This is a genomic window from Actinophytocola algeriensis (assembly GCF_014203735.1).
GTDB classification, from domain to species: domain Bacteria; phylum Actinomycetota; class Actinomycetes; order Mycobacteriales; family Pseudonocardiaceae; genus Actinophytocola; species Actinophytocola algeriensis.
The window spans coordinates 1-19,792 of record NZ_JACHJQ010000015.1 but is presented as its reverse complement, the minus strand read 5'-3'; the positions used below and the strand labels follow the sequence as shown (position 1 = coordinate 19,792).

Sequence of the window (19,792 nt, the reverse complement as noted above, 5' to 3'; positions counted from 1 at the left end):
ATATTCTCGTGTAACATTTACCGGCTAGGCCGAACGGGGGTTTCTTCTTGCCCTGCCGTTTATGGGCCGGTATTCCTGAGCGTCGGCGAGCTCTTCGGGGAGGGCACCCGTTGCTTGCGGTTTATCCGTTCTGGAGGGGCAGGGTGCTGGCGTTGTCTGCTGCAGGAAAAGTCCCGGTGGTCAGGCGTGGCCTGGTCGCGCTGACGGTGCTCGCGGTCGTCGCGACCACGCTCGGGCCCGACACGCCCAGCGCGACACAGCAGGCGGCGGCTCCCGGGTCTGGTCCCGCGCAGGAGTGGGGCGACGCCGCTGGGCTGCCGCACGACGGCGGTGGCCGCGGCAACCCCGCCGACGCGCGGACGCTCCAGTCGAAGTACCCGCCCATCAAGGCGCAGGAGGCCGACGACGCGCGCAACGTCGCACGCGTCGGTGAGTCGCAGGACCCCGCCGTACGTGGGTTCGACGCCGCGACCAGTCGTGAGCTGCCCTTGCTGCGCAAGGAGTCGCAGCGCACCTACGAGAACGCGGACGGCACGCAGACGACGGAGTTCAGCCGGGACCCGCTCAACTTCAAGGGCGCCGACGGCGCCTGGCGGCCCATCGACACCCGGCTCGTGCCGGACGGAGAGGACTGGCGCAACGCGGCGGACTCCGTCCGGGTCTGGACGGCCGAGGCGACCGGGGCCGGTCCGGTGGCACGGCTCGACCTCGACGGCAAGCACCGGCTCGAGTTCGGTGTGGACGGTGCGGCGACGTCGGTGGGGACGGTCGACGGCAGCGCCATCACCTATCCGGACGTGCGTTCGGACGCGGACCTGCGGCTCGAGGTGACCACTCGCGGGCTCAAGGAGACCATCGCGCTGAAGTCCCCGGACGCGCCCCGGGAATGGCTGTTCCCGCTCAAGACCGGTGGCTTGCGGACATCCATCGTCGCGGGTGCGATCGTCTTCCGCGACGAGAAGGGAACCGAACGGGCGCGCGTTCCGCGCGGGTTCATGTTCGATTCCGCGTACGACGAGCGCATGGGGGAGTACGCGACCTCCTTCGGCGTCACCTACGAACTGGTGGGCGACGCGATCCGGATGACTCTCGACGAGAAGTGGCTGCGGGACCCACGGCGCGTGTACCCGGTGACGGTCGACCCGCCGGTCGAGGTGCGTGCTGCCGCGTCGAGCATGTATGTGCAGCGCAACAGCGACGGCAGCAACTTCAGCAACACCGACGACCTCAAGGTTGGTCGTGCCACCGACTCCGGCGGCAGCTACACCGCCGCGAGCTATCTTTCCTTCCCCGATGTCGAGGACGACCTCGCGGGCCACAAGATCTTCGGTGCGCAGCTGTCGCTGACCAACTACCACTCCTGGTCCTGCAACCCGCGCCCGGTGACCATCCACGCGGTGACTCAGCAGTGGACTGCGGGCTCCGGTCACTCCTACCCAGGACCCACCTTCACGCAGGCCGCTCTCGCGGGCAAGAGCTTCGCGCATGGGTTCATCGCGAGTGGAACGACGACGTCGCGATGCCCGACCGCGACGGAGGCCATCCCGCTGGGCAATGCCGGCCGTGATCTGGTGCAGCGGTGGGCGAACGGACAGCAGGACAACCACGGCCTGACTGTCCGCGCCTCCGAGACCGATGTGTACGGCTGGAAGAAGTTCGCCCAGGCCGGCACCGCGAACCCGCCTCGGCTCGCGATCACCCACACGCCGTTCAACGCCGACTACGAGTTCGTCAACCCGGTCCCGGACCCGCCGGTGACGCGGCTGCAGGGCGGCAAGGTCAAGCTGAAGGTCACCAACCGCGGCGTGGACCCGTGGACGTCCGGCTACGCCCTCGCCTACCGGATCTTCAACGGGAACGGCGGGTATCTCGGCTGGTCCGAGTCGGCCGCGTTGTCTGGGACAGTCCCACGAGGCTCCTCGGTCACGCTCGACGCGTTCATCAAGCCGCTGCAACCTGGCACCTACCGGCTCGAGTTCACCATGATGCGCCGCGGCGGCCCGGTGTTCACCGACGAACAGATCGCCCCCGCCGTCCTCATCCTCACCGTGGTGGACATCCCGCCGGTCGTGCAGGAGCTGTACCCACCCAACGGGTACTCCGCGCCGTCGCTGACACCGAGCCTGTGGGCGCGCGCCGTCGACATCGACGCGCCGCCCGGGTCCGCACCGCAGTACCGGTTCGAGGTCTGTGACGAGAACAAGACCAACTGCTTCGACTCCGGCCGCCAGGCAAGTCCCACGTGGACGGTGCCGGCCGGGCGGTTGCAGTGGAGCAAGACCTACCACTGGCGCGTGTACGCCTCGGACGGCACGTCGGAGAACGAGCCGACGCCCTTCAGCGCGTTGCTGACCGCCGTGCCGCAGCCGGAGATCACCGCACACCTCGGCAACGCGCCCTACGGCGGCCGGTCCGGCGAGTTCGACCCACAGGTCGGCAACTACACCGCGAGCGCGGTCGACGCGACCGTGTCCACGATCGGCCCGAAGCTGTCGGTGGTCCGCACCTACAACAGCCTCGATCCACGTGCCGATTCCGCGTTCGGCGCCGGTTGGTCCAGCCAGTACGACATGCGGATCACCCCGGACCACGACGGCTCCGGCAACGTCGTCGTCACCTACCCCGACGGACAGCAGGCCCGGTTCGGCGCCAACCTCGACGCGAGCGGCCAGCCCACCGGCGGCCGTCTCGTGCCGCCGCCAGGCCGGTACGCGACGCTCGTGCCCCGCACCGCAGCGGAGGGCGGCGGGTGGACGCTGACCGACAAGTCCGCGTCCCTGTACGTGTTCCGCGCCGATGGCCGCCCGTCGGAGATCTACGACAACGCGGGCCGCTCGGTCGCGTTCACCTACGGCAGCGACGGCGAACTCAGCACCGTCACCAACCGCACCAGCGGCCGCAAGCTCACGATCACCTGGTCCGGTGCGCACATCCGCACCGTCAGCACCGACCCGGTGAACGGGACGCCGCTGACCTGGACCTACACCTACGACGGCGACCGGCTCACCCAGGTCTGCGACCCCACCGACGGCTGCACCACCTACGAGTACACCGCAGGCTCGCACTACCGCAGCACGGTCGTCGACGCGAAACCCGACTCGTACTGGCGCCTCGGTGACCCGTCCGGAACCGAGGCGCAGAGCCAGATCGGCATCAACCTCGGCACCGACAAGGCCACGTACTCCGACGTCGCCCTCGGTGCGGCGGGCATCGTCGACAGCGACACCGCGGCGACTTTCAACGGCACCACATCAGCGATGACTCTCCCGCAGGGGACGGTTCGCAAGAGCCGTGAACTGACGGTGGAGATGTGGTTCCGCACGTCGACCGGCGGTCCGCTCCTGGGTATCCAGAACCAGCCCGACGGCGTGACCCCGACCGCGGCGGTTCCGCTGGTCTATGTGGACACCGACGGCAAGCTGCGAGGGCAGTTCTGGACCGGGACGGTCAACCAGTTCGTGTCCACGGGCACGGTCAACGACAACCAGTGGCACCACGTGGTGCTCTCGAGCACCATCGACAGCCAGACGTTGTACCTCGACGGCCAGGTCGTCGGCACCCGCGCGGGCGCGATCGACCACAGCGCCTACAACCACAGCCAGGTCGGCGCGGCGTTCGCGATCACCCCGTCGCACCTCCCGGGGTGGGGGACCGCGCAGCGCCGCTCGTTCGCCGGTGTGATCGACGAGGTCGCGGTCTACCAGCACCCGCTCGGGCTGACCGCGGTGCAGTCGCACCACCGGGCGCGCGCCGGGGCGCCGCAGATGAGCAAGACCGTGCTGCCCAGTGGCAAGACGGCCGCGGAGATGCGGTACGACACCGGCCGCGACCGGCTGCTCGAGTACACCGACCGCAACGGCGGCACCTGGAGCATCGGCGCTCCGATGGTCACCGGCACCAGGGACAACATCATCCGCACGGTCCGGGTCGCGGACCCCGGCAACCGTGCCTACTTCTACGACTACGACCCGCTGCGCGGCCGCATCCTGCGCTACCTCGCGCCGATCGGCCAGTCCCGCCCGGAGGACGAGCCGCCGCCGGTCGAATCGATTCCGACCCCGCCACCGTACGAGTGCCCGCCGCCGGAGGAGGAGCCGTTCTGCGAGATCCCGATCGGCGGCGGTGACGAGTCGTTCCCGCCCGTCGACATGCAGGGCGCGCGTACGTTCACCTACGACACCAACGGGTTCCAGAACACCATCACCGACGAACTCGGCAAGTCGGTGACACTGACCCACGACGCCCGCGGCAACCTCACGTCCCGCAGAACCTGCCGGACCGGAACCTCGTGCCAGACCGCGTACTTCGAGTACACCCCGGTCGGTTCCAACCTCACCGATCCGAGGCTGGACAAGGTGATCGCGACTCGCGACGCCCGGTCCAGCTCCGCGATCGACAACCGGTACCGCACCGCGTACACGTACACGACTCGCGGCGATCTGGAGACGCAGACGACACCGGACGGCGCGGTCGTCCGCCACACCTACACGACCGACAGCACCCCGGCAGTGGGCGGCGGCAACACCCCGGCCGGCCTGGTGCACACGACCACGAACCCGCGTGGCGCGGTCACCACCTACGGGTACTTCCGCACCGGTGACCTCGCCGAGATCCGCTCCGCGACCGGCCTCGTCACCAGATTCACCTACGACGAACTCGGCCGCCGCACCACTAGCACGGAGATCTCGGACAGCTTCCCGGCCGGCGTCACCACGACGGTCACCTACGACAAGCTGTCCCGCCCGACCGTCACCACCGCGCCCGCGGTCACGAACGAGGTCACCGGCGAATCCCACCGCCTGCGCATCACGACCACCTACGACGCCGACGGCAACCCGACCGAGGCAAAGGCCGACGACATCGAGGGTGACGACCCGACCCGCGTCGCGACCCTGTTGTACGACAGCCACAACCGCGTCGTGCGGATGACCGACGCCGAGGGCAACGAGACCAGCTTCGGCTACGACGCGTTCGGAAACACCACCCGGATGGTCGACGCGAGCGGTGTCCAGTACGACTACACCTACACCCGGCGCAACAAGCTCGCCGAAGTGCGGCTGCGCGGCTGGACCGGCGACCCGGGCGGTGCGCAGCCGGGCCCGAAGGACTACCTGGTCCTCGCCTCCTACGCCTACGCACTGAACGGCGAGCTGACCAGCAGCACCGACGCCATGGGCCGGACCACCGCCTACCGGTACCACGACGACGGTCTCCTCAAGGACACCATCGCCACCTCCCGCAACCTCGTCCTCGCGACGAACGACTACGACGACGCGGGCAACCTCAAGAGCCAGATCACCGCCGGTGGCCGCAAGACCACATACGAGACCGATGCTGTGGGGCGCCGCAGCGCCATGACCGCCGACCCGGACGGCCTCGCCCGCCGCACCGGGTGGACATACGACCTGAACGGCAACGTCACTCAGGTCCGCATGACCGGCCGCGAATCCAACACCGGCGAGTTCGACGACGTCACCGCGGAAGTAGTGGACTTCGGCTACGACACCGCCGGCAGGCAGACGAGTGAGACCGTCCACACCGGAACCGAGGACCTCACCACCACCTACGGCCACGACCAGCGCGGCCTTGTCACGTCCACAACAGACCCGACGGGCGCGACGACCGACTACCGGTACGACGCCCTGGGCCGCCTGGTGACGGCGACGGCACCAGAGGTCGAGACCGAACCCGGCGGCCCGACCCGGCCCGCCACGGCCACCGGCTACGACACGTTCGGCGCAACCACTCACGTGACGGACGCGAACGGCGAGACGTGGCGGTACGGCTACGACAAGCTGAGCAGGCTCGTCTCGACCACGTCACCCGAGTACACGCCGCCGGGCGGCAACCCCATCACCGCAACGTCCTCGACCACCTACGACGCCATGAGCCGGGTCACGACCTCGACGAACCCGCGCGGCGCCGTGACCCGGTACGGGTACGACCAACTGGGCCGCCTGACCACCCAGACCGACCCGCACGCCGACCAGGCGGGTGAGTCTGGCGGCACGTGGCAGTACAGCTACACCCGCACAGGAGAGCTGCTCTCCGCGACCAACCCGATGGGTGCCCGCAACGAGTACACCTACGACGACCTCGGCCGCCTGCAGACCACCAGTGAGCTGGAGCGGTACCCGGCACCGGGCACGTACACGAGCGAGTTCACCTACGACGACGCGTCGAACCTGCTCAGCGTCAAGGCCCCGTCCGGTGCCACCGGCTCGTACACCTACGACACACTGAACCAGCTGATCTCCGCGACGGACCCGTCCGGCGTTACGACCGCGCTGGGCTACGACAGGTCCGGCCGCCAGGCGACGACCACCGACGAGGCGGGCCGCAAGCAGCGCACGCACTACGACCTCGCTGGCCGCCCGACCCAGGTACTGGACCTGACCCCGGCCGGTGTCCCGCTGCGCAAGTCGAAGTTCGCGCACGACCGGGCGGGCAACCTGGCATCGGTCACCAACCCGCTGGGTCAGGTCAGCCGGTACACGTCCGACGCGCTGGGCCGCCTGCGGGAGCAGGTGGAACCGGTCTCGGCGACGGAGTCGATCACGACGACGTTCGGCTACGACGCCGCGGGCAACCAAACCCGCTACACCGACGGCCGCGGCAACACCACCGAGTACACCGTCAACGAATGGGGCCTGCCGGAGTCGGTGATCGAACCGTCCACAACGGCTCACCCGAACCCGGCAGACCGCACCTGGACGGTCGCCTACGACGCCGCGGCGAACCCGGTCGGCACGGACCTTCCTGGCAATGTCGACCGCACGAGCACCTACGACCTGCTCGGCAGTCTGACCGGCGAGACCGCCACGAACACCCCGGCAAACTCGTACGACCACGACGCGCTGGGCCGCGTGATCAGCGCGTCCTCCTCCTCGGGGGAGAACCGGTTCACGTACAACGACCGGGACGCGCTCCTGTCGACGGGCGGCCCGTCCGGCGACACCAATTACACGTACAACGCCGACGGCAACGTGGTCAGCAGGACCGACGCGTCCGGCACCGCGAACTTCGGCTACACAACCGGCCGCCTGACCACGATGCAGCACGGCATCACGGGCGTCACCCAGGTGCTCAACTACAACGACAGCGGTCTGCTGTCCACGGTGGACTATGGCGGCGGTCGCCTGCGTGAGTTCACCTACGACGACCTGGCGCGTCCGGTCACGGACAGCCTGGCGGGCGCGAGTCTGGAGTACGGCTACGACCTGAACGACCGCCTCACCCGCAAGGAGACGACCGGCCTGGCCGACGCGGGTGTGAACACCTACGGCTACGACCGGGCGGACCGCCTGACGAGCTGGACCCACCAGCCCGCGGGCGGCTCACCGACCACGACGACGTACGGCTGGGACGCGGCGAGCAATCGTGTGGCGGCGGGTGCGAAGATCGCCACGTACGACCAGCGCAACCGTCTGCAGTCCGACGGCACGGACACGTATTCCTACACGCCGCGCGGCACTCTGTCGTCGAAGTCAGGCGCCCCGGTCACCTACGACGGCTTCGACCGCCTCACACAGCAGGGCGCCGCGGCGTATACCTATGACGCCCTGGACCGGGTCGCCACCCGCAACGGCGCGGAGTTCGCCTACAGCGGCGCGACTAACGAACTGGCCACCGACGGCACGACGACCTTCGGCCGAGGCCCGTGGGGCGAACTGCTGTCCACGCGGACAGGCGCCGACACGAGCCTGACCGTCTCCGACCAGCACGGTGACGTGATCGCGAGCCTCCTCGCCACGGGCGGCACGGTGTCGGACAGCACGGCGTACGACCCGTGGGGCAAGGTCACCGGCGGCACGGAACGCACGATTGGCTACCAGGGCGACTACACGGACCCGGACACCGACCAGGTCAACATGACGGCCCGCTGGTACGACCCGTCCTCGGGTGGCTTCACGAGCCGGGACAGCGCCGCCCTCCCGACCACCCCGTCCCCGATGGCGAACCGCTACTCCTACGGCGCGTCGTCCCCGATGAACTACAGCGACCCGAGCGGCCACAACCCGCAGGAATGCCAGGACCTGCCCGGTAACCCGGAGAACGCGGTGTGCGTCTGGCCGGACTCCGGCGGCCAGATAGGCAGCGGCCTGGGCGGCCTACCGGGCGGCTCGAGCTGTGGTGGCTCACTGCCACCGGAAGTCCTGGCCGTCGACTGCTGCACAGGAGTGCTGGCCTTTGCTTCGTGCAACGGGGGCAGCGCCAACCTGGACTACAACCCAGGGGGAGCGAGCGGCTCACTGACGGGCTCGTTCAACGGCCCGAGCGGCGGCGGCCGGGGCGGCGCCGACGCACCTCGTCCGGACCCGGCGATTGCGGCCCGCCAGGCCAACCGAGTAGCGGCACTGAACAACCCGCTGCCCATCCCAGGTGCGATGCTGGCCCCGCTCTACGGCGGCTCGATCACCGCCCCGGTGTCCCCAGCCCCGGACCTCCCATCCAAGACGGCAAGCGACTACCAGGACCCGATCGACGACATCAACGAGAGCTACCGGGACCTGGAGAACTCGCTCACCGGCGACAGCCCACTCCTGCAGAACGCCCAGTACTCACCGTCTGAGATCGAACAACCTCACTATTGCGACGCGTGCAATTGGCCAACTTCACAGGGCCGCTACCCAGGGCGGATCGGCAGCGACGGTCGTCCGATGATCGACCTCGAAGAGTTGGATCGTCGAGGGATCGAACTGAGTCCCGGGCAGTGGGACCTGTTCGAGAACGGCGGCGACGATTACCGGTTGAGCCAGTTGGATCCGATTCCCGGTTACGTGTACCAACCTCCGCCCGATGCGGGTGACGCAGGGCACCTGCTGCTCGACTTGCTGGGTCTCCTCCCGGTGGCAGGCGAGTGGGCAGACGGCCTGAACTGTGGCTGGTACGCCGCGGATGGAGACTCGTTGAACGCCGGGTTGTCCTGCGCGGCCACCGTGCCGTTCGCGGGGTGGGGCGCCGCGGCCGCGAAGGCGGCGCAGCGCGGGGGTAAGGCGATGAACCTGCCGTCCTGGAAGGCCATCGATATCGATGTCGAACACATCGTCAAGAATCACACCGCTCAAGGGAAGGGATACATAGAAAGTCAGAGAAGCGGTGGGCACAAGGACAAGTTCTATGATTTCATGTCGGCTGACACGATCGCGCACACTGTGCGTCAGGCATATCGTAACGCGCAGCGGGTCGGTCCCGCTCAAGGTGACAGGATCAAGATGCGGGGATACGCGAACGGGATGACCATCGAGATGTGGGTGAACATCAAGACGAAGACGATCGAAACGGCGTATCCGCAGTGAACGCGGAGTCCGCACTCAGGATCAGATGTAACCTGGCCTCGTTGGACATGGCGAAGTCCGGTGCCATCTGGGGTGCCATCTGGATCGAGGCCGGAGCCGAGGCATTCCCGGGAGGGGCCTGGGATGACCTGCCTGCGGCGGTGCTGACGGCGGCCATCAAGGCCACGAGGTCACTACGTCATCCCGACATGCCGACCTACTTCCCGTTCTTCGACGGTCCTTTCGACGTGCGGCTGGACCTGGTGGACACCGAGATGATGTCGGTGCAGGGACGCAGGAACGGACAGGTCTGTTTCCAGCAGAACGTCCTGACGCGACTGTGGGTGGGCGGACTGCGTGATTGTGCCCGCGCATTCGTCGGTCGGTGTGCCGAGAACGGCTGGGGTGACTCCACGGATGTCGTCGAGATCGGGGCCCAGTTGAAGGCCCTTTAGCTTCGGCGACATGCCCGATAAGCGGCGTCGGCGAGTTGGACAAGCATGTAGGGCAGGTACTCGAGGGGGACGTGCGCGAGCAGACCCGCCGGTTCTCGGCTGAGCCGCCTGAGCGCTACCGCCTGGGCGACGAAGCTTCCGGAGCAGAACATCCCCGCGGCCACAGCACCGCCGTTGCGTGGCTACACGGCGACGGCGCGATGACCCTCGACGTGGTCGCCGGGGTCGTCACGGTGCTCAAGCAAGCCGGATGAACAGAGGGCCTGGCCACAGTCAGCGACCGACTCGCGGCAGAAGCGGATGTTCGCCGCGAGACGTCGCTGTCGGTCTGACCCATGTGTGAGTGTTGGTGGCTCGGTGTCAGCATGCTCGAGGACTACGTCTACGAGCATTCGCAACTGGTGATCGGGCGGCATTATCGCCGAGCATCCTCGAAGACGCTCCGGTGAGAGCAGGGGAGCCTGTGGCGAGGGGTGTGATCGAACGTCGCGAGACCGGGTTCCATCACACCAGGATGGTCGGGAGGCTGGCGGCATACCTATCTCAGGCGCTGGTTCCCGCATGGTGACACTCGGGCAGTAACGTCTCAGTAAGGGCTTGACCTGCGTAAACGAATGTCTACACAGGATTCTCCAACCCAGAATTTCCCAGAATGACGTCGGTAGACGATGACGGCGAACAGCAGACGATGGGCACGTTCTTGCAGGTCAGCAGGGGAGGAGCGTAGGTCGCCGCAGGTCAGGATGGACCCGAATAAGGTCAAGGGGTCGCAGGTTCAAATCGTCAGCGAGCGCACGCTCCGCAGGCGGATCCACGCGCTGACCGGTTCCAGCCCGATGCGGTACCTGCTGGACCAGCGGCTGCGGCGGGCTCAGGAACTGCTGGAGACCATCGACCTGCCGGTCGACACCGTGGCGCGCCGAACCGCTTTCGGCACCGGCGAGCGACTCAGGGCGCACTTCCGCACCGAACTCGGCTCGACACCGACCGCCTACCGCGGCTCGTTCAGGGGTCATCGATCCGCCGCTCTCCGGGACGAACGGCCGAGACGATCGACCGCGTGACCTGCGTCCTGACCGTCTCGGCTCGGGGCTACTGCGTGAGGATCTCCACGTCGAGGGCGTTTCGAACGACCAGCTGCGATTCCAGATGGACGCCACCGAGATCCGCGTCCGAGACTCCGTCCGCAAACGTGAGGGACGGAAGCGGTTCATCTCCGGGAAGTCCCGCCAGCACGCGGTGGAAGCCCTGATCATCAGCGACGCTCGCGGACGGGTCTTGTTCGGCGGCGCCAGTTGTCCGGGCAGTACCGCCGACATCACCCAAGCCCGACAGGCCGGCATCGTCGACTGGCTCAACCACACCACCGGTGTCGAGATCTTCACCAACGCCGGCTATCAAGGACTCGGGCGGCACACCTTCGGCCAGGTCGTCACACCGACGCCGAAACACCACAAGAACGCCTCGAGAACATGCCCGGCATCACCGAACTCCGCGACGCGCAACGCAAAGCCCACGCACACCGACGAGCCCGGGTCGAGCACACCATCGCCGCCTCGAGAACTGGCGCACCCTCACCCACCACCACGACCGCCGCCCGATTCCCGACGACACCATCCGCGCCATCGCCGGGCCACTCTCCAACCGGGTTATGGACACGACGGTGGCGCTGTTGCTGCCTCCGTCCTGTGGACCCCGATTCTCGAGCTCGTCACCGCTTCGCCGGCCGCAGTGAATCCGCCGATCGTCAGTTCCGCGACATGCCGGGCGTGAAAGCGTGCGCCTTCGGGGGCGAACTCAGGGACAGCCGACCCGGCCGGTGCTCCAGATGTGGGTCTGACCACGCCAGGTGATGCGGGCTTCGGCTACCACGCAGTTGCCGTCGGTGCTCGTGCGCCGCACGGGGCCGGCGAACTTGGCGTAGTGGCCGGAATCCCTCATGAACTGACCGCCGTCGAAGGCGTAGGTGCAGTCGTTGGCATAGCACTCGCCCAGCTGCACCATGGAGTCGGTGGTGACGCCGTAGGTCGGACCGCGGTGATACATGCACGCGGTATTGTTTCCGCCAAGGCCCGACTTGTAATAGACGATGATCTCGGCGATCTCGGTGCCGCCGACCACCAGCGGCTTACGCTTGGTAATCGAACCGCTGCACGTGCCTGCGGTCTCGGCGGACGCGGGCGACGCCGCCACCACGCCACTGACGCCGATCAGCATGGTCGCGGCGAACAAGACAGCGGCGAGTCGGTAGCGGCGGTGCATGAGAGTCATGAAGGTTACTCCAGTGTCTGTTGTTCGGGGCGGCGTCACTGTATCGGGCGACGCACATGATCATGAAAAAGATCATCATTCGCGCTGTCGCTGCCAGCTTGCTCGCTTCAACCGGGGCTGCGGGAAGGTCGATGTGGACGATCACGAGGACCGGCTTTGTAGCTCGACCCATGCCGAGGGCATCGGTTCAGCCTGGATGCACAGGACGTCACGGTCACTCCTGCTCAGCAGCCGATGAGAGGTGACCATGCCTGGCGGTTACTGCCGTTCCAGAAGATGTAGCCCTGTGCCATGACGCAGTTGTTCGGCGCGTGCACCCTGACCGGCCCGGCGTAGTGGGCGAAGTTACCCGGGTCGGAATCCTGAGCCACCGGCGAGCATCCCGAAGCGCCGGGGTTGTTCGTGCTGCACTTGTAGATGGTCACATTGGTCGACCGCGTCACGCCCCAGCTCGGCCCGAGGTGGTTGAACCTGGCGCAGTTGTTCCCGTTGGCGGCGTTGTAATAGACGACGAGCTCTCCGACAGCGACACCGCCGGCCCATGCACGCTCGCGATAGATGAGGTTCCCTCCGCAGTCCTCAGCCGCGGCGGGCGAGGCGGGGACGAGCAGTCCGAGGACACCGACGACTACCGCACTCATCAATGTGAACAGTCGCTTCTTCATCGATCACCCTTCAGCCATGACCAGCCGCTTACCCACGGCTTCCAAAGCCTACGACACACGGCGGTCATCAGTGAATTGCGACTGAGGGTGGACTGAACTGGTAGGCATGTCACCCGGCCGGACTAATAGGATTACGCATCCGTGATGTACGTTGACTTTGACTCCAGAGACCTTCGGGCGGCAGGGGCCTGTGTTGACGGCGGGCGTCATTATGTCCAGTTGAGAGGATGAGCATGCGACTGAGTAAGGTCCTCGCCGCCACGGCGTTGGCGACGGCCCTGGCCGGCGCCGCGACCGTGCCCGCCTACGCGGCAACGGGATACGATCGTTGCCCGCAAAACAGAATGTGTATCTTCACGGGCTACAACGGAAGCGGCGTCATGGCAGCCTTCGCTGTGGGCGACGCCGACCTGGGCGACAGCAACGGTCCTACCGGGATGAACAACAACACCAAGAGCTTCTACAACAATAGCGGGCACCACTGGGATTTCTGGGACCTGCGCGGTTACGACGGCGCGATCCGGCACTCGGAACCGTACGTAGGCGGCAGGAACTTCGGCTCCGCGTGGGTCAACCGGGTCACGTCCCTTCACGACTACTGAGCCTTTCCATACGACGGGTCCTGGAACTCGTCGCCACCGAGAACCGATCGCTCGTCGTGTTCGTCGATGACCTGGACCGGCACGTGACGAGCCGCTCATCGGACGACTGTTCACGCCGTGGAGGCTCCTTCAACGGCACGATCACCACCGGTCGACGTGCAGGCTCGTCTCGAGCGGTGGGCGCGGCGCCGGGCGGAACGTCGTTCCCCGGTAGTACGCGGTCGGCACCAGCGCGGCCTGGTGCACACCGGACGGGATGTCGAGCAGCTCCGCGACCTCGGCCGCGTAGCTCAGGTGCCGGGTGGTCCACACCGTGCCGATCCCCCGGCTCCGCGCGGCGAGCATGTAGCTCCACACCGACGGCAGCAGCGTGGCCCACAGCGACGCCTGGTTGCCCGTCGGCAGCGGGCCGCCGGTGTCCAGACAGGCCAGCACCAGCACCGGGACCTCGTCGAAGTGCTCCGCGAGATGACTCGCGCCCTCGGCCGACCGGCGCGACATCGCGCCGGGCCCGTCGCCGACCCGGACCTCGTACCGCGCGCACGACTTGCGGTACAGCCCGGCCAGCTCCGCCCGCACCGCCGGATCGCGGACGACGACCCAGTGCTGCTGGTGTTGGCCAACCCCGTTCGGCGCCTGCTGGGCGATCCGCAGGCAGTCGACGACCTCGGCGAGCGGCACCGGACGCCGGAGGTCGAGCCGCCTGCGCACCGCGCGGGTGGTGGTCAACAGCTCGTCGCCGGACAACGCGGTCGGCACGGCGAGTTCGGTCATGACCGCCGCCAGGTGACCGGAAGCTCCCACAGGCCGCGGACGAACATGTCGGTGCGCCACCGCAGTTCGCCGGGCGCCACCGCGACCCGCAGGCCGGGCAGCGTCGCCAGCAGCTCGCCGATGCCCACCCGCAGCTCCAGGCGCGCCAGCTCCGCGCCGAGGCAGTGGTGCGGCCCGAAACCGAAGCCGACGTGCTGGTTGTCCTCCCGGTACGGGCGCAGCTCGTCCGGCTCGGCGAACACGTCCGGGTCGCGGTTGGCCGCGTCCGGGATCGGCACCACCACCGAGCCGGCGGGCACGACCACATCGGACAGCTCGACATCGGCGATCGCCACGTGCGGCACCCCGCCGGTGCCGTTGAGGGTCTGGAACCGCAGCAGCTCCTCGATGACCGGGGCGAGCCGGTCCGGTTCGGCGCGCACCTCGGCGAGCAGGCCGGGCCGGTCGAGGAGGTGGTAGACGGACGCGACCAGCACATTGCTCGTGGTCTCGTAACCTGCGATCAGCAGCCCGGCCGACAGCGCCACCACCTCCGCGTCCCGCAGCCGCCGTGCGGGGTTGTCCGGCGCGAGGAGGTCCGCGATGAGCCCGTCCGGCCGGTCGCCCGCGTCGAGCGCGGCGCGGGTCTCCTCGACCAGCCCGGCGAAGTAGCCCTGGAACTCCGCGTGGCTCCGCGCGACGGTCTCCGCCGGGTACCGGTCGATCGACATCATCTGGTCGACCAGTGGCCGGAACCGCGCGATGTCCGACTCCGGCACCCCGAGGATCCGGCACATCACCCGCTGGGCGAACGGCACGGCGAACCCGCTCACCAGGTCCGCGGGTGCCGGGCCCTCGGCCAGCTCGCAGGCGTGGTGCCGGGCCAGCTCCTCGACCACCGGGCGCAACGCGCGGACCCGGCGGGCGGTGAACGCCCGCGCGACCGCGGCGCGGCGCCTGCTGTGCTCCGGCGCGTCGGTCGTGGCCAGCGGCAGCGAGTCGGTCGACCGGGCGAACAACGTGCCCGCGGTGTAGGAGGACCGGCTGAACCTGCGATCGGACAGGACGAGCCGGACGTCGGCGTACCGGGTCACCAGGCGGGCGTCCCGGCCGTCGGCGACGCGCAGCACCAGCGCCGACTTCGTGGAGGTGCCGATCCACGTGATCCCGTGACCCCACGCAGTCGGCCGATCTCTCCCGAGTCGTCGAGGTGTTTGCCGGCGCCGTCACGTGCGTGTATCAGCCGGCCGGGGATCTCGGGCATCTCGGGCACGGCACGCGGCCGGGGAGCACCGGGGTAGGAGTACGTCTGCGGCGAGGCGGCCAACCCGAGGTGTGCCGCCCTCCGCGACACAGGCCGCGACGCGGAGGGATTGCTGTGGCTCCGCCGCGCCTGCCTCCGAGACCGCGTCTTCGCCCACAGTGTCGGCAACTACTGGCTCGGGGAAGAAGCAACCAGGATGGAAAAGTACGGCCTCGAACCCGACGGAACCATCGCTGACCCGTGGTAGCCAACTGGGGGCGCAGAGGACAATCGCTTCACGGTTTCGGCTACTTCGCACGGGATGATCTATCACTCACTCATCGGAATGTGCGGACGTTGCAGGTAACGAGGAGTCGGAGTGTATGAGCGGCGAAGGCGCCGGGGGCTATGCATATCTAACGCAGGACGTGCCGCCCTGGGCGTGGTGCTGTCACTGCAGCCGGTCCCTCCGTCCCCTGCGTAGTAAAACCGGACGACGAGGTTTGGTGCGGCTCGCGCGGTTCACCAACATGAGCATGCGAAGCGGACAGCTTGGAGCGTACCGACGTACAGGTTGGAAGACGGTCAAGACCCTGCCCTGTGCAACGGGAGAACAGGCATGGCTCATCGAGCGGGCTGTCCTGGCCAGACTTTGGGAACGCGGTCTTCCCAAGGGATACCTTACAGCCCAAGAGATGCCCGATGGTGGGTGGACCGAGACAGCAGACCGAAAGGTTATTGACGAACGACAACTGTGGAACATGGTACGTGATGAGGCTGTTCTGGTGAGCGGAAAGGAAGACCTCACCGACTAACCAGGAGGACTTCCCTTGGATAGCCGATTTTAGAGCTTGTGGTCGCGATCCTTCGATGGCCGGGTCTGCGCTGTTGCCTTGCCGCGCCGTCGGGCCTCACGACAGCCTTACGTAACAGGCCGCCAAGCTGCCGGACAAGAGCTTGATGGCCACGGACCCGAAGAAAGCGCAGAACCGATGAGACTCAGTTGGCGCAAGATGAATGAGAAACCCGGCGATCATGGAGTTCAGCGCACGCAGACGCGCAAGCGATCTTGAGAACCTACACGCGCGTGTAGTTTCCGCGCAAGAATGACATGTTCCGCCGGTAGATGACAGTTGTCCGTTCTTTGATCAGATACCGCGGAAAGAGCTCCCGGTCGGTTCGCCAGGGGGCTGCTCGTTTGTTCCGTAACCGGGCCGGACGACCGGAGCACGGCGCGGTCAGTGGGAGTCTGGTCTGGGGATATGGATGCCGGCTGCGCGGAGCTTGGTCTCGACGAGCGCGAGTGCCCCGGCCGCGGTCGATCCCTGCTCTTCGCCATGGTGGGCGATCAGCCTGTAGCGGGTCGCGGCTTCGGTGCGGGCTTGCAGGCCGGTCACGATCTTCAGGTGTGCGGGGTTGGCGAGGAAGTGGTCGGCCATGGCGGTGGCGAGCTCGTCGATGCGTGGGTCGTCGGGTTCCCAGGCCGCGGCTTCGGCGCCGCGCTTGATCAGGGCGACGTACCGGGGGTCATCGAGGGCGTACTCGACCTGGGTGAGGTAGTCGTCGAAGCCTTCTGGGACCAGGGCATTGGCCAGCACCCAGCCCTCCCTGGCGGCCGCCACCTCGTCGGCGGGGAAGCCAAGGCCGAGCATCCGCTCCAGCAGCGCCACAGCGCGGTCGGGCAGCAGAGCACGGTCCCCATCGGCGAGCCGGTGCAGCATGTCACGCCGCGCGATCAACTCCTCGATCCGTTCGGTGAGCTGCCGCTCGACGCCGGCCAGCGCGGCGTCGAACCCCGCGGGGTCGGCGTCGAGCAAGGGCCCGACCTCGGCCAGCGGCACCCCGGCGGCGGCCAGCGTCCGGACCCGCACCAGCCGCAACAACTCGGCCGATCCGTACCGCCGGTAACCGGAGCTGTCGCGTTCCGGCTCCTTGACCAGGCCGAGCTTGTGGTAGTGCCGAACGGTCTTCACCGTGACGCCGACGAATGTCGCCGCCTGCCCGATCGTGATTCCGTTCTTCACCTGCTCAGCCTGCCTTGTGCTCAAGCTCGGCGACGACGCACACCCACGGCCGAGCATGTGGACAGGCCACGCCGAGCTCGTTGCGCTCGGCGTGGCCCCGGTTCGCGTTCTCGCTGATGCACGACCGGAAGGGGTCGGCCTTCGAGGCGTACGGATCACAGGTGTTCAGTCCGTCGGCTGAACCGGATCGGACGGTCCGCCACAGAACACCTCGTTGACCAGCCTTTGCTGGGCGTTCTGGAATGCTGCTGCGATGGACATGTCGGCATCGTCCACACAGGTCAGCCCAGCGGTCAGGGTCGTGCTGCCATCGGGCGTGCTGCACATCAGCGCCGCCGATCCCACCGTGCCGCCGTTGTGGGCGATGACGGTGCCGTGGTCGGTGTCCTGTACGAACACCCCCAGGCCGTAAGCCATGTTCGGTATACCCGTCGGGTGCGGTGTGCGCATCTCGGTCAGCAGCCCGGCCCGCAGGACCTTGCCGGCGTTCAACGCGGAGAAGAAGGTGTGCAGGTCCTGGGTGGTCGAGATCATGTCACCGCCGGCGGCGCTCCAGGACGGGTTCTGGCGAGTGACGTCGACCGTCTTGTCCTGGCCGGCGTCCTCGTACCGGTAGTAGGCGTGGGCATGCGGCTCGGGGATCTCCGTCGACGTGCCCGGTGCCACGGTGCCCGACATCCCGAGCGGCCCCAGGATCAGCCGCTGCAACTCCTCGGCGAACGAGCGGCCGGTGACCTTCTCGATCAGCAACCGGGCCAGCAGGTAGTTGGTGTTGGAGTAGCTCCAGCCCGCCCCCGGCTCGAACCGCGCCGGCTTGGACAACGCCAGCCGCACCAGCTCCTCGGGCCGGTAGGTACGGAACCGGTTGTCCACCCACTCTTTGCCGGTGCTGCCGTAGGGGATGGGGATCCCCAGCACGACCGTACCGTCGTCGTAGACCTCGCCGCTGAAATTGAACACCCCGCTGGTGTGCTGCAACAGCATCCGCACCGTGATCCGCTCGTCCAGCCCGAACTCCGGCAGGTAACCCGCCACCGGAGTGTCCAGCCCGATCTTGCCCTCGGCCACCAGCTGCAGCACCAGGGTCGCGATGAAGGTCTTGCTGGAGCTGCCGATCCGGACGTACCCGTTGACCGGCGGCTTCGCGGTCCCGCCCAGCTTGGCCACCCCGGCGCTGCCGACCCACTCGCCCCGCTCATCGTTCACCCGCAGCGACACCCCGACGAATCCGGAATCGACGATCTCCTGGATCGCCTTCCGCAACTCCGGGCGATCCGGCCCGGCACCAGCCCCACTGCCCACACCGGCCATCCCGGCGGCGTCGAGGGCCGCAGTGATCTTGCGGGCCATCTCGGCCATGGTCGGATTGGGGTTGCTCTGGTGGGCCTGGGCGGCTTCGAGGGCGAGGACGATGGTGCCGCGGAAGTTGTCGGCCTCGGCCGGAGCTTGCTTGCGGAGCAGGTTCATGCCTGTGGTCAGGGCGGGCAGGACCTGGTCGGCGAGTTCGGCGACGGTCTTGCCCTTCAGATCGATGTCATTGGCCTTCGCGGCGAGCACGTGCCCCACCAGGCCGGTCGCCGACGTCAAGGCGATGACGGAGCCGTTCGTGGCGGCCTTGTGAGGCGAACTGGCGGCGGCCATCAGCGACACAGCGCCGTACGCGGCAGTCCGCAGGGTGCTCTTGTCCTGGTCAGAAAAGGTGATGGACATGATGGTGGTCCTTCGAATCCGTTGTTTCGGGTCGGCGTCGTGCCGCTGCGATGACCATCCACCCTGACCCAAGGTCAACCTCAACCATGACCTAGCTCGCAACCACGCTTGACGGGGTTCGCATGATCTGGATCGCCGGCGGCGAACCCGTCGCAGATTGACAGCTCGCTCATCAGCAGGCCAGCCCGACAACAAACAACGACCCGCCCGGAGAACCGGCCCAAGAACTCAACTACCGCGGAAAGAGATACCGACACGAGCGGTCAACTACCACGGAAACCGCAGAAACAAGCCACCAAAGTGATCACTGCAAAGCGGAAAAGGACATCGGGTGTAGGAGGGCATCAGGGCTGCGCCAACAAGATCGGCCACACCACGCTTCGCTCCCAGAGGCGGGGGCACCTGGTGCCGTTATGCTCCCACGTCATGGGGGGATACCGCGACGGCTCACCGATGTGGCGGTTGTTCGAGCAGGAGGGTCTCAAGGTTTGCAGCGGCGCGGTGACGGTGAACGTCATGCACACCACCGCCGCGGGTGGCGGACCCGACCCGCCGAACGCGTCCGGCAACAGCCCGCGTGGTCGGTACGGCGAGCTGAGCCAGCTCGACCAGGGTTTCTGGACGTCAATACCGCGCTGGTGGTGTTGACGATCGGCTGCGCGAACAACGGCAGCGGTCTTGATCGACCGCGACTGCCGCTCGTCGGCATGTGAGTGCGTCTGCGCCCGCTCGCGCAGTGGCAGGATGAACTCCGCCTCGGTCTCGCGGTACAACTCGCTTGACCGGAGTCT

At 67.6% G+C, this 19,792-nt stretch carries 13 protein-coding genes; 7 read left to right on the top strand and 6 right to left on the bottom strand.

The genetic code is table 11. The annotated features are described in order from the left end of the window. Positions 1-176: 176 nt before the first annotated feature. The 5 genes from FHR82_RS43765 to FHR82_RS48225 all read left to right on the top strand — a co-directional run bounded on the left by FHR82_RS43765 (position 177) and on the right by FHR82_RS48225 (position 11,506). The gene (locus FHR82_RS43765; RefSeq protein WP_184816626.1) at positions 177-9,299 is read left to right on the top strand and encodes a DNRLRE domain-containing protein; all 9,123 of its coding nucleotides are present in this window, start codon (positions 177-179) and stop codon (positions 9,297-9,299) included. A 41-nt stretch (positions 9,300-9,340) separates the two neighbouring features. Further along, positions 9,341-9,733: a hypothetical protein gene (locus FHR82_RS43760; protein ID WP_184816625.1), complete on the top strand. Its 393-nt coding sequence runs from the start codon at positions 9,341-9,343 to the stop codon at positions 9,731-9,733. 71 nt (positions 9,734-9,804) lie between these two features. After that, on the top strand, positions 9,805-9,987 hold the full coding sequence (locus tag FHR82_RS43755; protein WP_184816624.1) for a hypothetical protein: 183 nt from the start codon (positions 9,805-9,807) through the stop codon (positions 9,985-9,987). A 489-nt stretch (positions 9,988-10,476) separates the two neighbouring features. Beyond that, positions 10,477-10,797: a helix-turn-helix domain-containing protein gene (locus FHR82_RS43750; protein WP_184816623.1), complete on the top strand. Its 321-nt coding sequence runs from the start codon at positions 10,477-10,479 to the stop codon at positions 10,795-10,797. Between the two features lie 85 nt (positions 10,798-10,882). Continuing rightward, positions 10,883-11,506 (top strand): transposase family protein, encoded by a 624-nt coding sequence (locus FHR82_RS48225; RefSeq protein WP_184816622.1) that lies wholly within the window; start codon positions 10,883-10,885, stop codon positions 11,504-11,506. A 24-nt stretch (positions 11,507-11,530) separates the two neighbouring features. Here the strand turns inward: FHR82_RS48225 and FHR82_RS43740 are convergent, their stop codons facing one another. Together FHR82_RS43740 and FHR82_RS43735 are read right to left on the bottom strand one after the other, a co-directional pair. Then, on the bottom strand, positions 11,531-12,004 hold the full coding sequence (locus tag FHR82_RS43740) for a hypothetical protein (protein WP_184816621.1): 474 nt from the start codon (positions 12,002-12,004) through the stop codon (positions 11,531-11,533). A 224-nt stretch (positions 12,005-12,228) separates the two neighbouring features. Continuing rightward, complete coding sequence (locus FHR82_RS43735) at positions 12,229-12,669, bottom strand: hypothetical protein (RefSeq protein ID WP_184816620.1); 441 nt, start codon at positions 12,667-12,669, stop codon at positions 12,229-12,231. A 227-nt stretch (positions 12,670-12,896) separates the two neighbouring features. Between FHR82_RS43735 and FHR82_RS43730 the strand changes: the two genes are divergently transcribed. Further along, positions 12,897-13,271, top strand: a complete 375-nt coding sequence (locus FHR82_RS43730) for a peptidase inhibitor family I36 protein (protein ID WP_184816619.1) — start codon at positions 12,897-12,899, stop codon at positions 13,269-13,271. Between the two features lie 141 nt (positions 13,272-13,412). Here the strand turns inward: FHR82_RS43730 and FHR82_RS43725 are convergent, their stop codons facing one another. The 4 genes from FHR82_RS43725 to FHR82_RS43710 all read right to left on the bottom strand — a co-directional run bounded on the left by FHR82_RS43725 (position 13,413) and on the right by FHR82_RS43710 (position 18,641). Continuing rightward, on the bottom strand, positions 13,413-14,045 hold the full coding sequence (locus FHR82_RS43725; RefSeq protein ID WP_184816618.1) for a nitroreductase family protein: 633 nt from the start codon (positions 14,043-14,045) through the stop codon (positions 13,413-13,415). Next, positions 14,042-15,154 carry a cytochrome P450 gene (locus FHR82_RS43720; RefSeq protein ID WP_184816617.1) on the bottom strand — a complete coding sequence of 371 codons (1,113 nt, stop codon included), beginning with the start codon at positions 15,152-15,154 and terminating at the stop codon, positions 14,042-14,044. Before FHR82_RS43720 ends, FHR82_RS43725 begins: the two co-directional genes overlap by 4 nt. A 1,351-nt stretch (positions 15,155-16,505) precedes the next feature. Beyond that, the gene (locus tag FHR82_RS43715) at positions 16,506-17,348 is read right to left on the bottom strand and encodes a MerR family transcriptional regulator (protein ID WP_221465061.1); all 843 of its coding nucleotides are present in this window, start codon (positions 17,346-17,348) and stop codon (positions 16,506-16,508) included. A gap of 108 nt (positions 17,349-17,456) precedes the next feature. Continuing rightward, complete coding sequence (locus FHR82_RS43710) at positions 17,457-18,641, bottom strand: serine hydrolase domain-containing protein (protein ID WP_221465064.1); 1,185 nt, start codon at positions 18,639-18,641, stop codon at positions 17,457-17,459. Positions 18,642-19,427: 786 nt separating this feature from the next. Here FHR82_RS43710 and FHR82_RS43705 point away from each other — a divergent pair. After that, complete coding sequence (locus FHR82_RS43705; RefSeq protein WP_184816616.1) at positions 19,428-19,649, top strand: hypothetical protein; 222 nt, start codon at positions 19,428-19,430, stop codon at positions 19,647-19,649. The last annotated feature ends 143 nt before the right edge of the window (positions 19,650-19,792 follow it).

Excerpts from the sequence above, each read along its gene's own strand:
- FHR82_RS43750 (WP_184816623.1), top strand. The coding sequence starts at position 10,477 with ATGGACCCGAATAAGGTCAAGGGGTCGCAGGTTCAAATCGTCAGCGAG.
- FHR82_RS48225 (WP_184816622.1), top strand. The coding sequence starts at position 10,883 with ATGGACGCCACCGAGATCCGCGTCCGAGACTCCGTCCGCAAACGTGAG.
- FHR82_RS43740 (WP_184816621.1), bottom strand. The coding sequence starts at position 12,004 with ATGACTCTCATGCACCGCCGCTACCGACTCGCCGCTGTCTTGTTCGCC.
- FHR82_RS43735 (WP_184816620.1), bottom strand. The coding sequence starts at position 12,669 with ATGAAGAAGCGACTGTTCACATTGATGAGTGCGGTAGTCGTCGGTGTC.
- FHR82_RS43730 (WP_184816619.1), top strand. The coding sequence starts at position 12,897 with ATGAGCATGCGACTGAGTAAGGTCCTCGCCGCCACGGCGTTGGCGACG.
- FHR82_RS43725 (WP_184816618.1), bottom strand. The coding sequence starts at position 14,045 with ATGACCGAACTCGCCGTGCCGACCGCGTTGTCCGGCGACGAGCTGTTG.
- FHR82_RS43715 (WP_221465061.1), bottom strand. The coding sequence starts at position 17,348 with ATGCTCGGCCGTGGGTGTGCGTCGTCGCCGAGCTTGAGCACAAGGCAG.
- FHR82_RS43710 (WP_221465064.1), bottom strand. The coding sequence starts at position 18,641 with ATGGCCCGCAAGATCACTGCGGCCCTCGACGCCGCCGGGATGGCCGGT.
- FHR82_RS43705 (WP_184816616.1), top strand. The coding sequence starts at position 19,428 with ATGGGGGGATACCGCGACGGCTCACCGATGTGGCGGTTGTTCGAGCAG.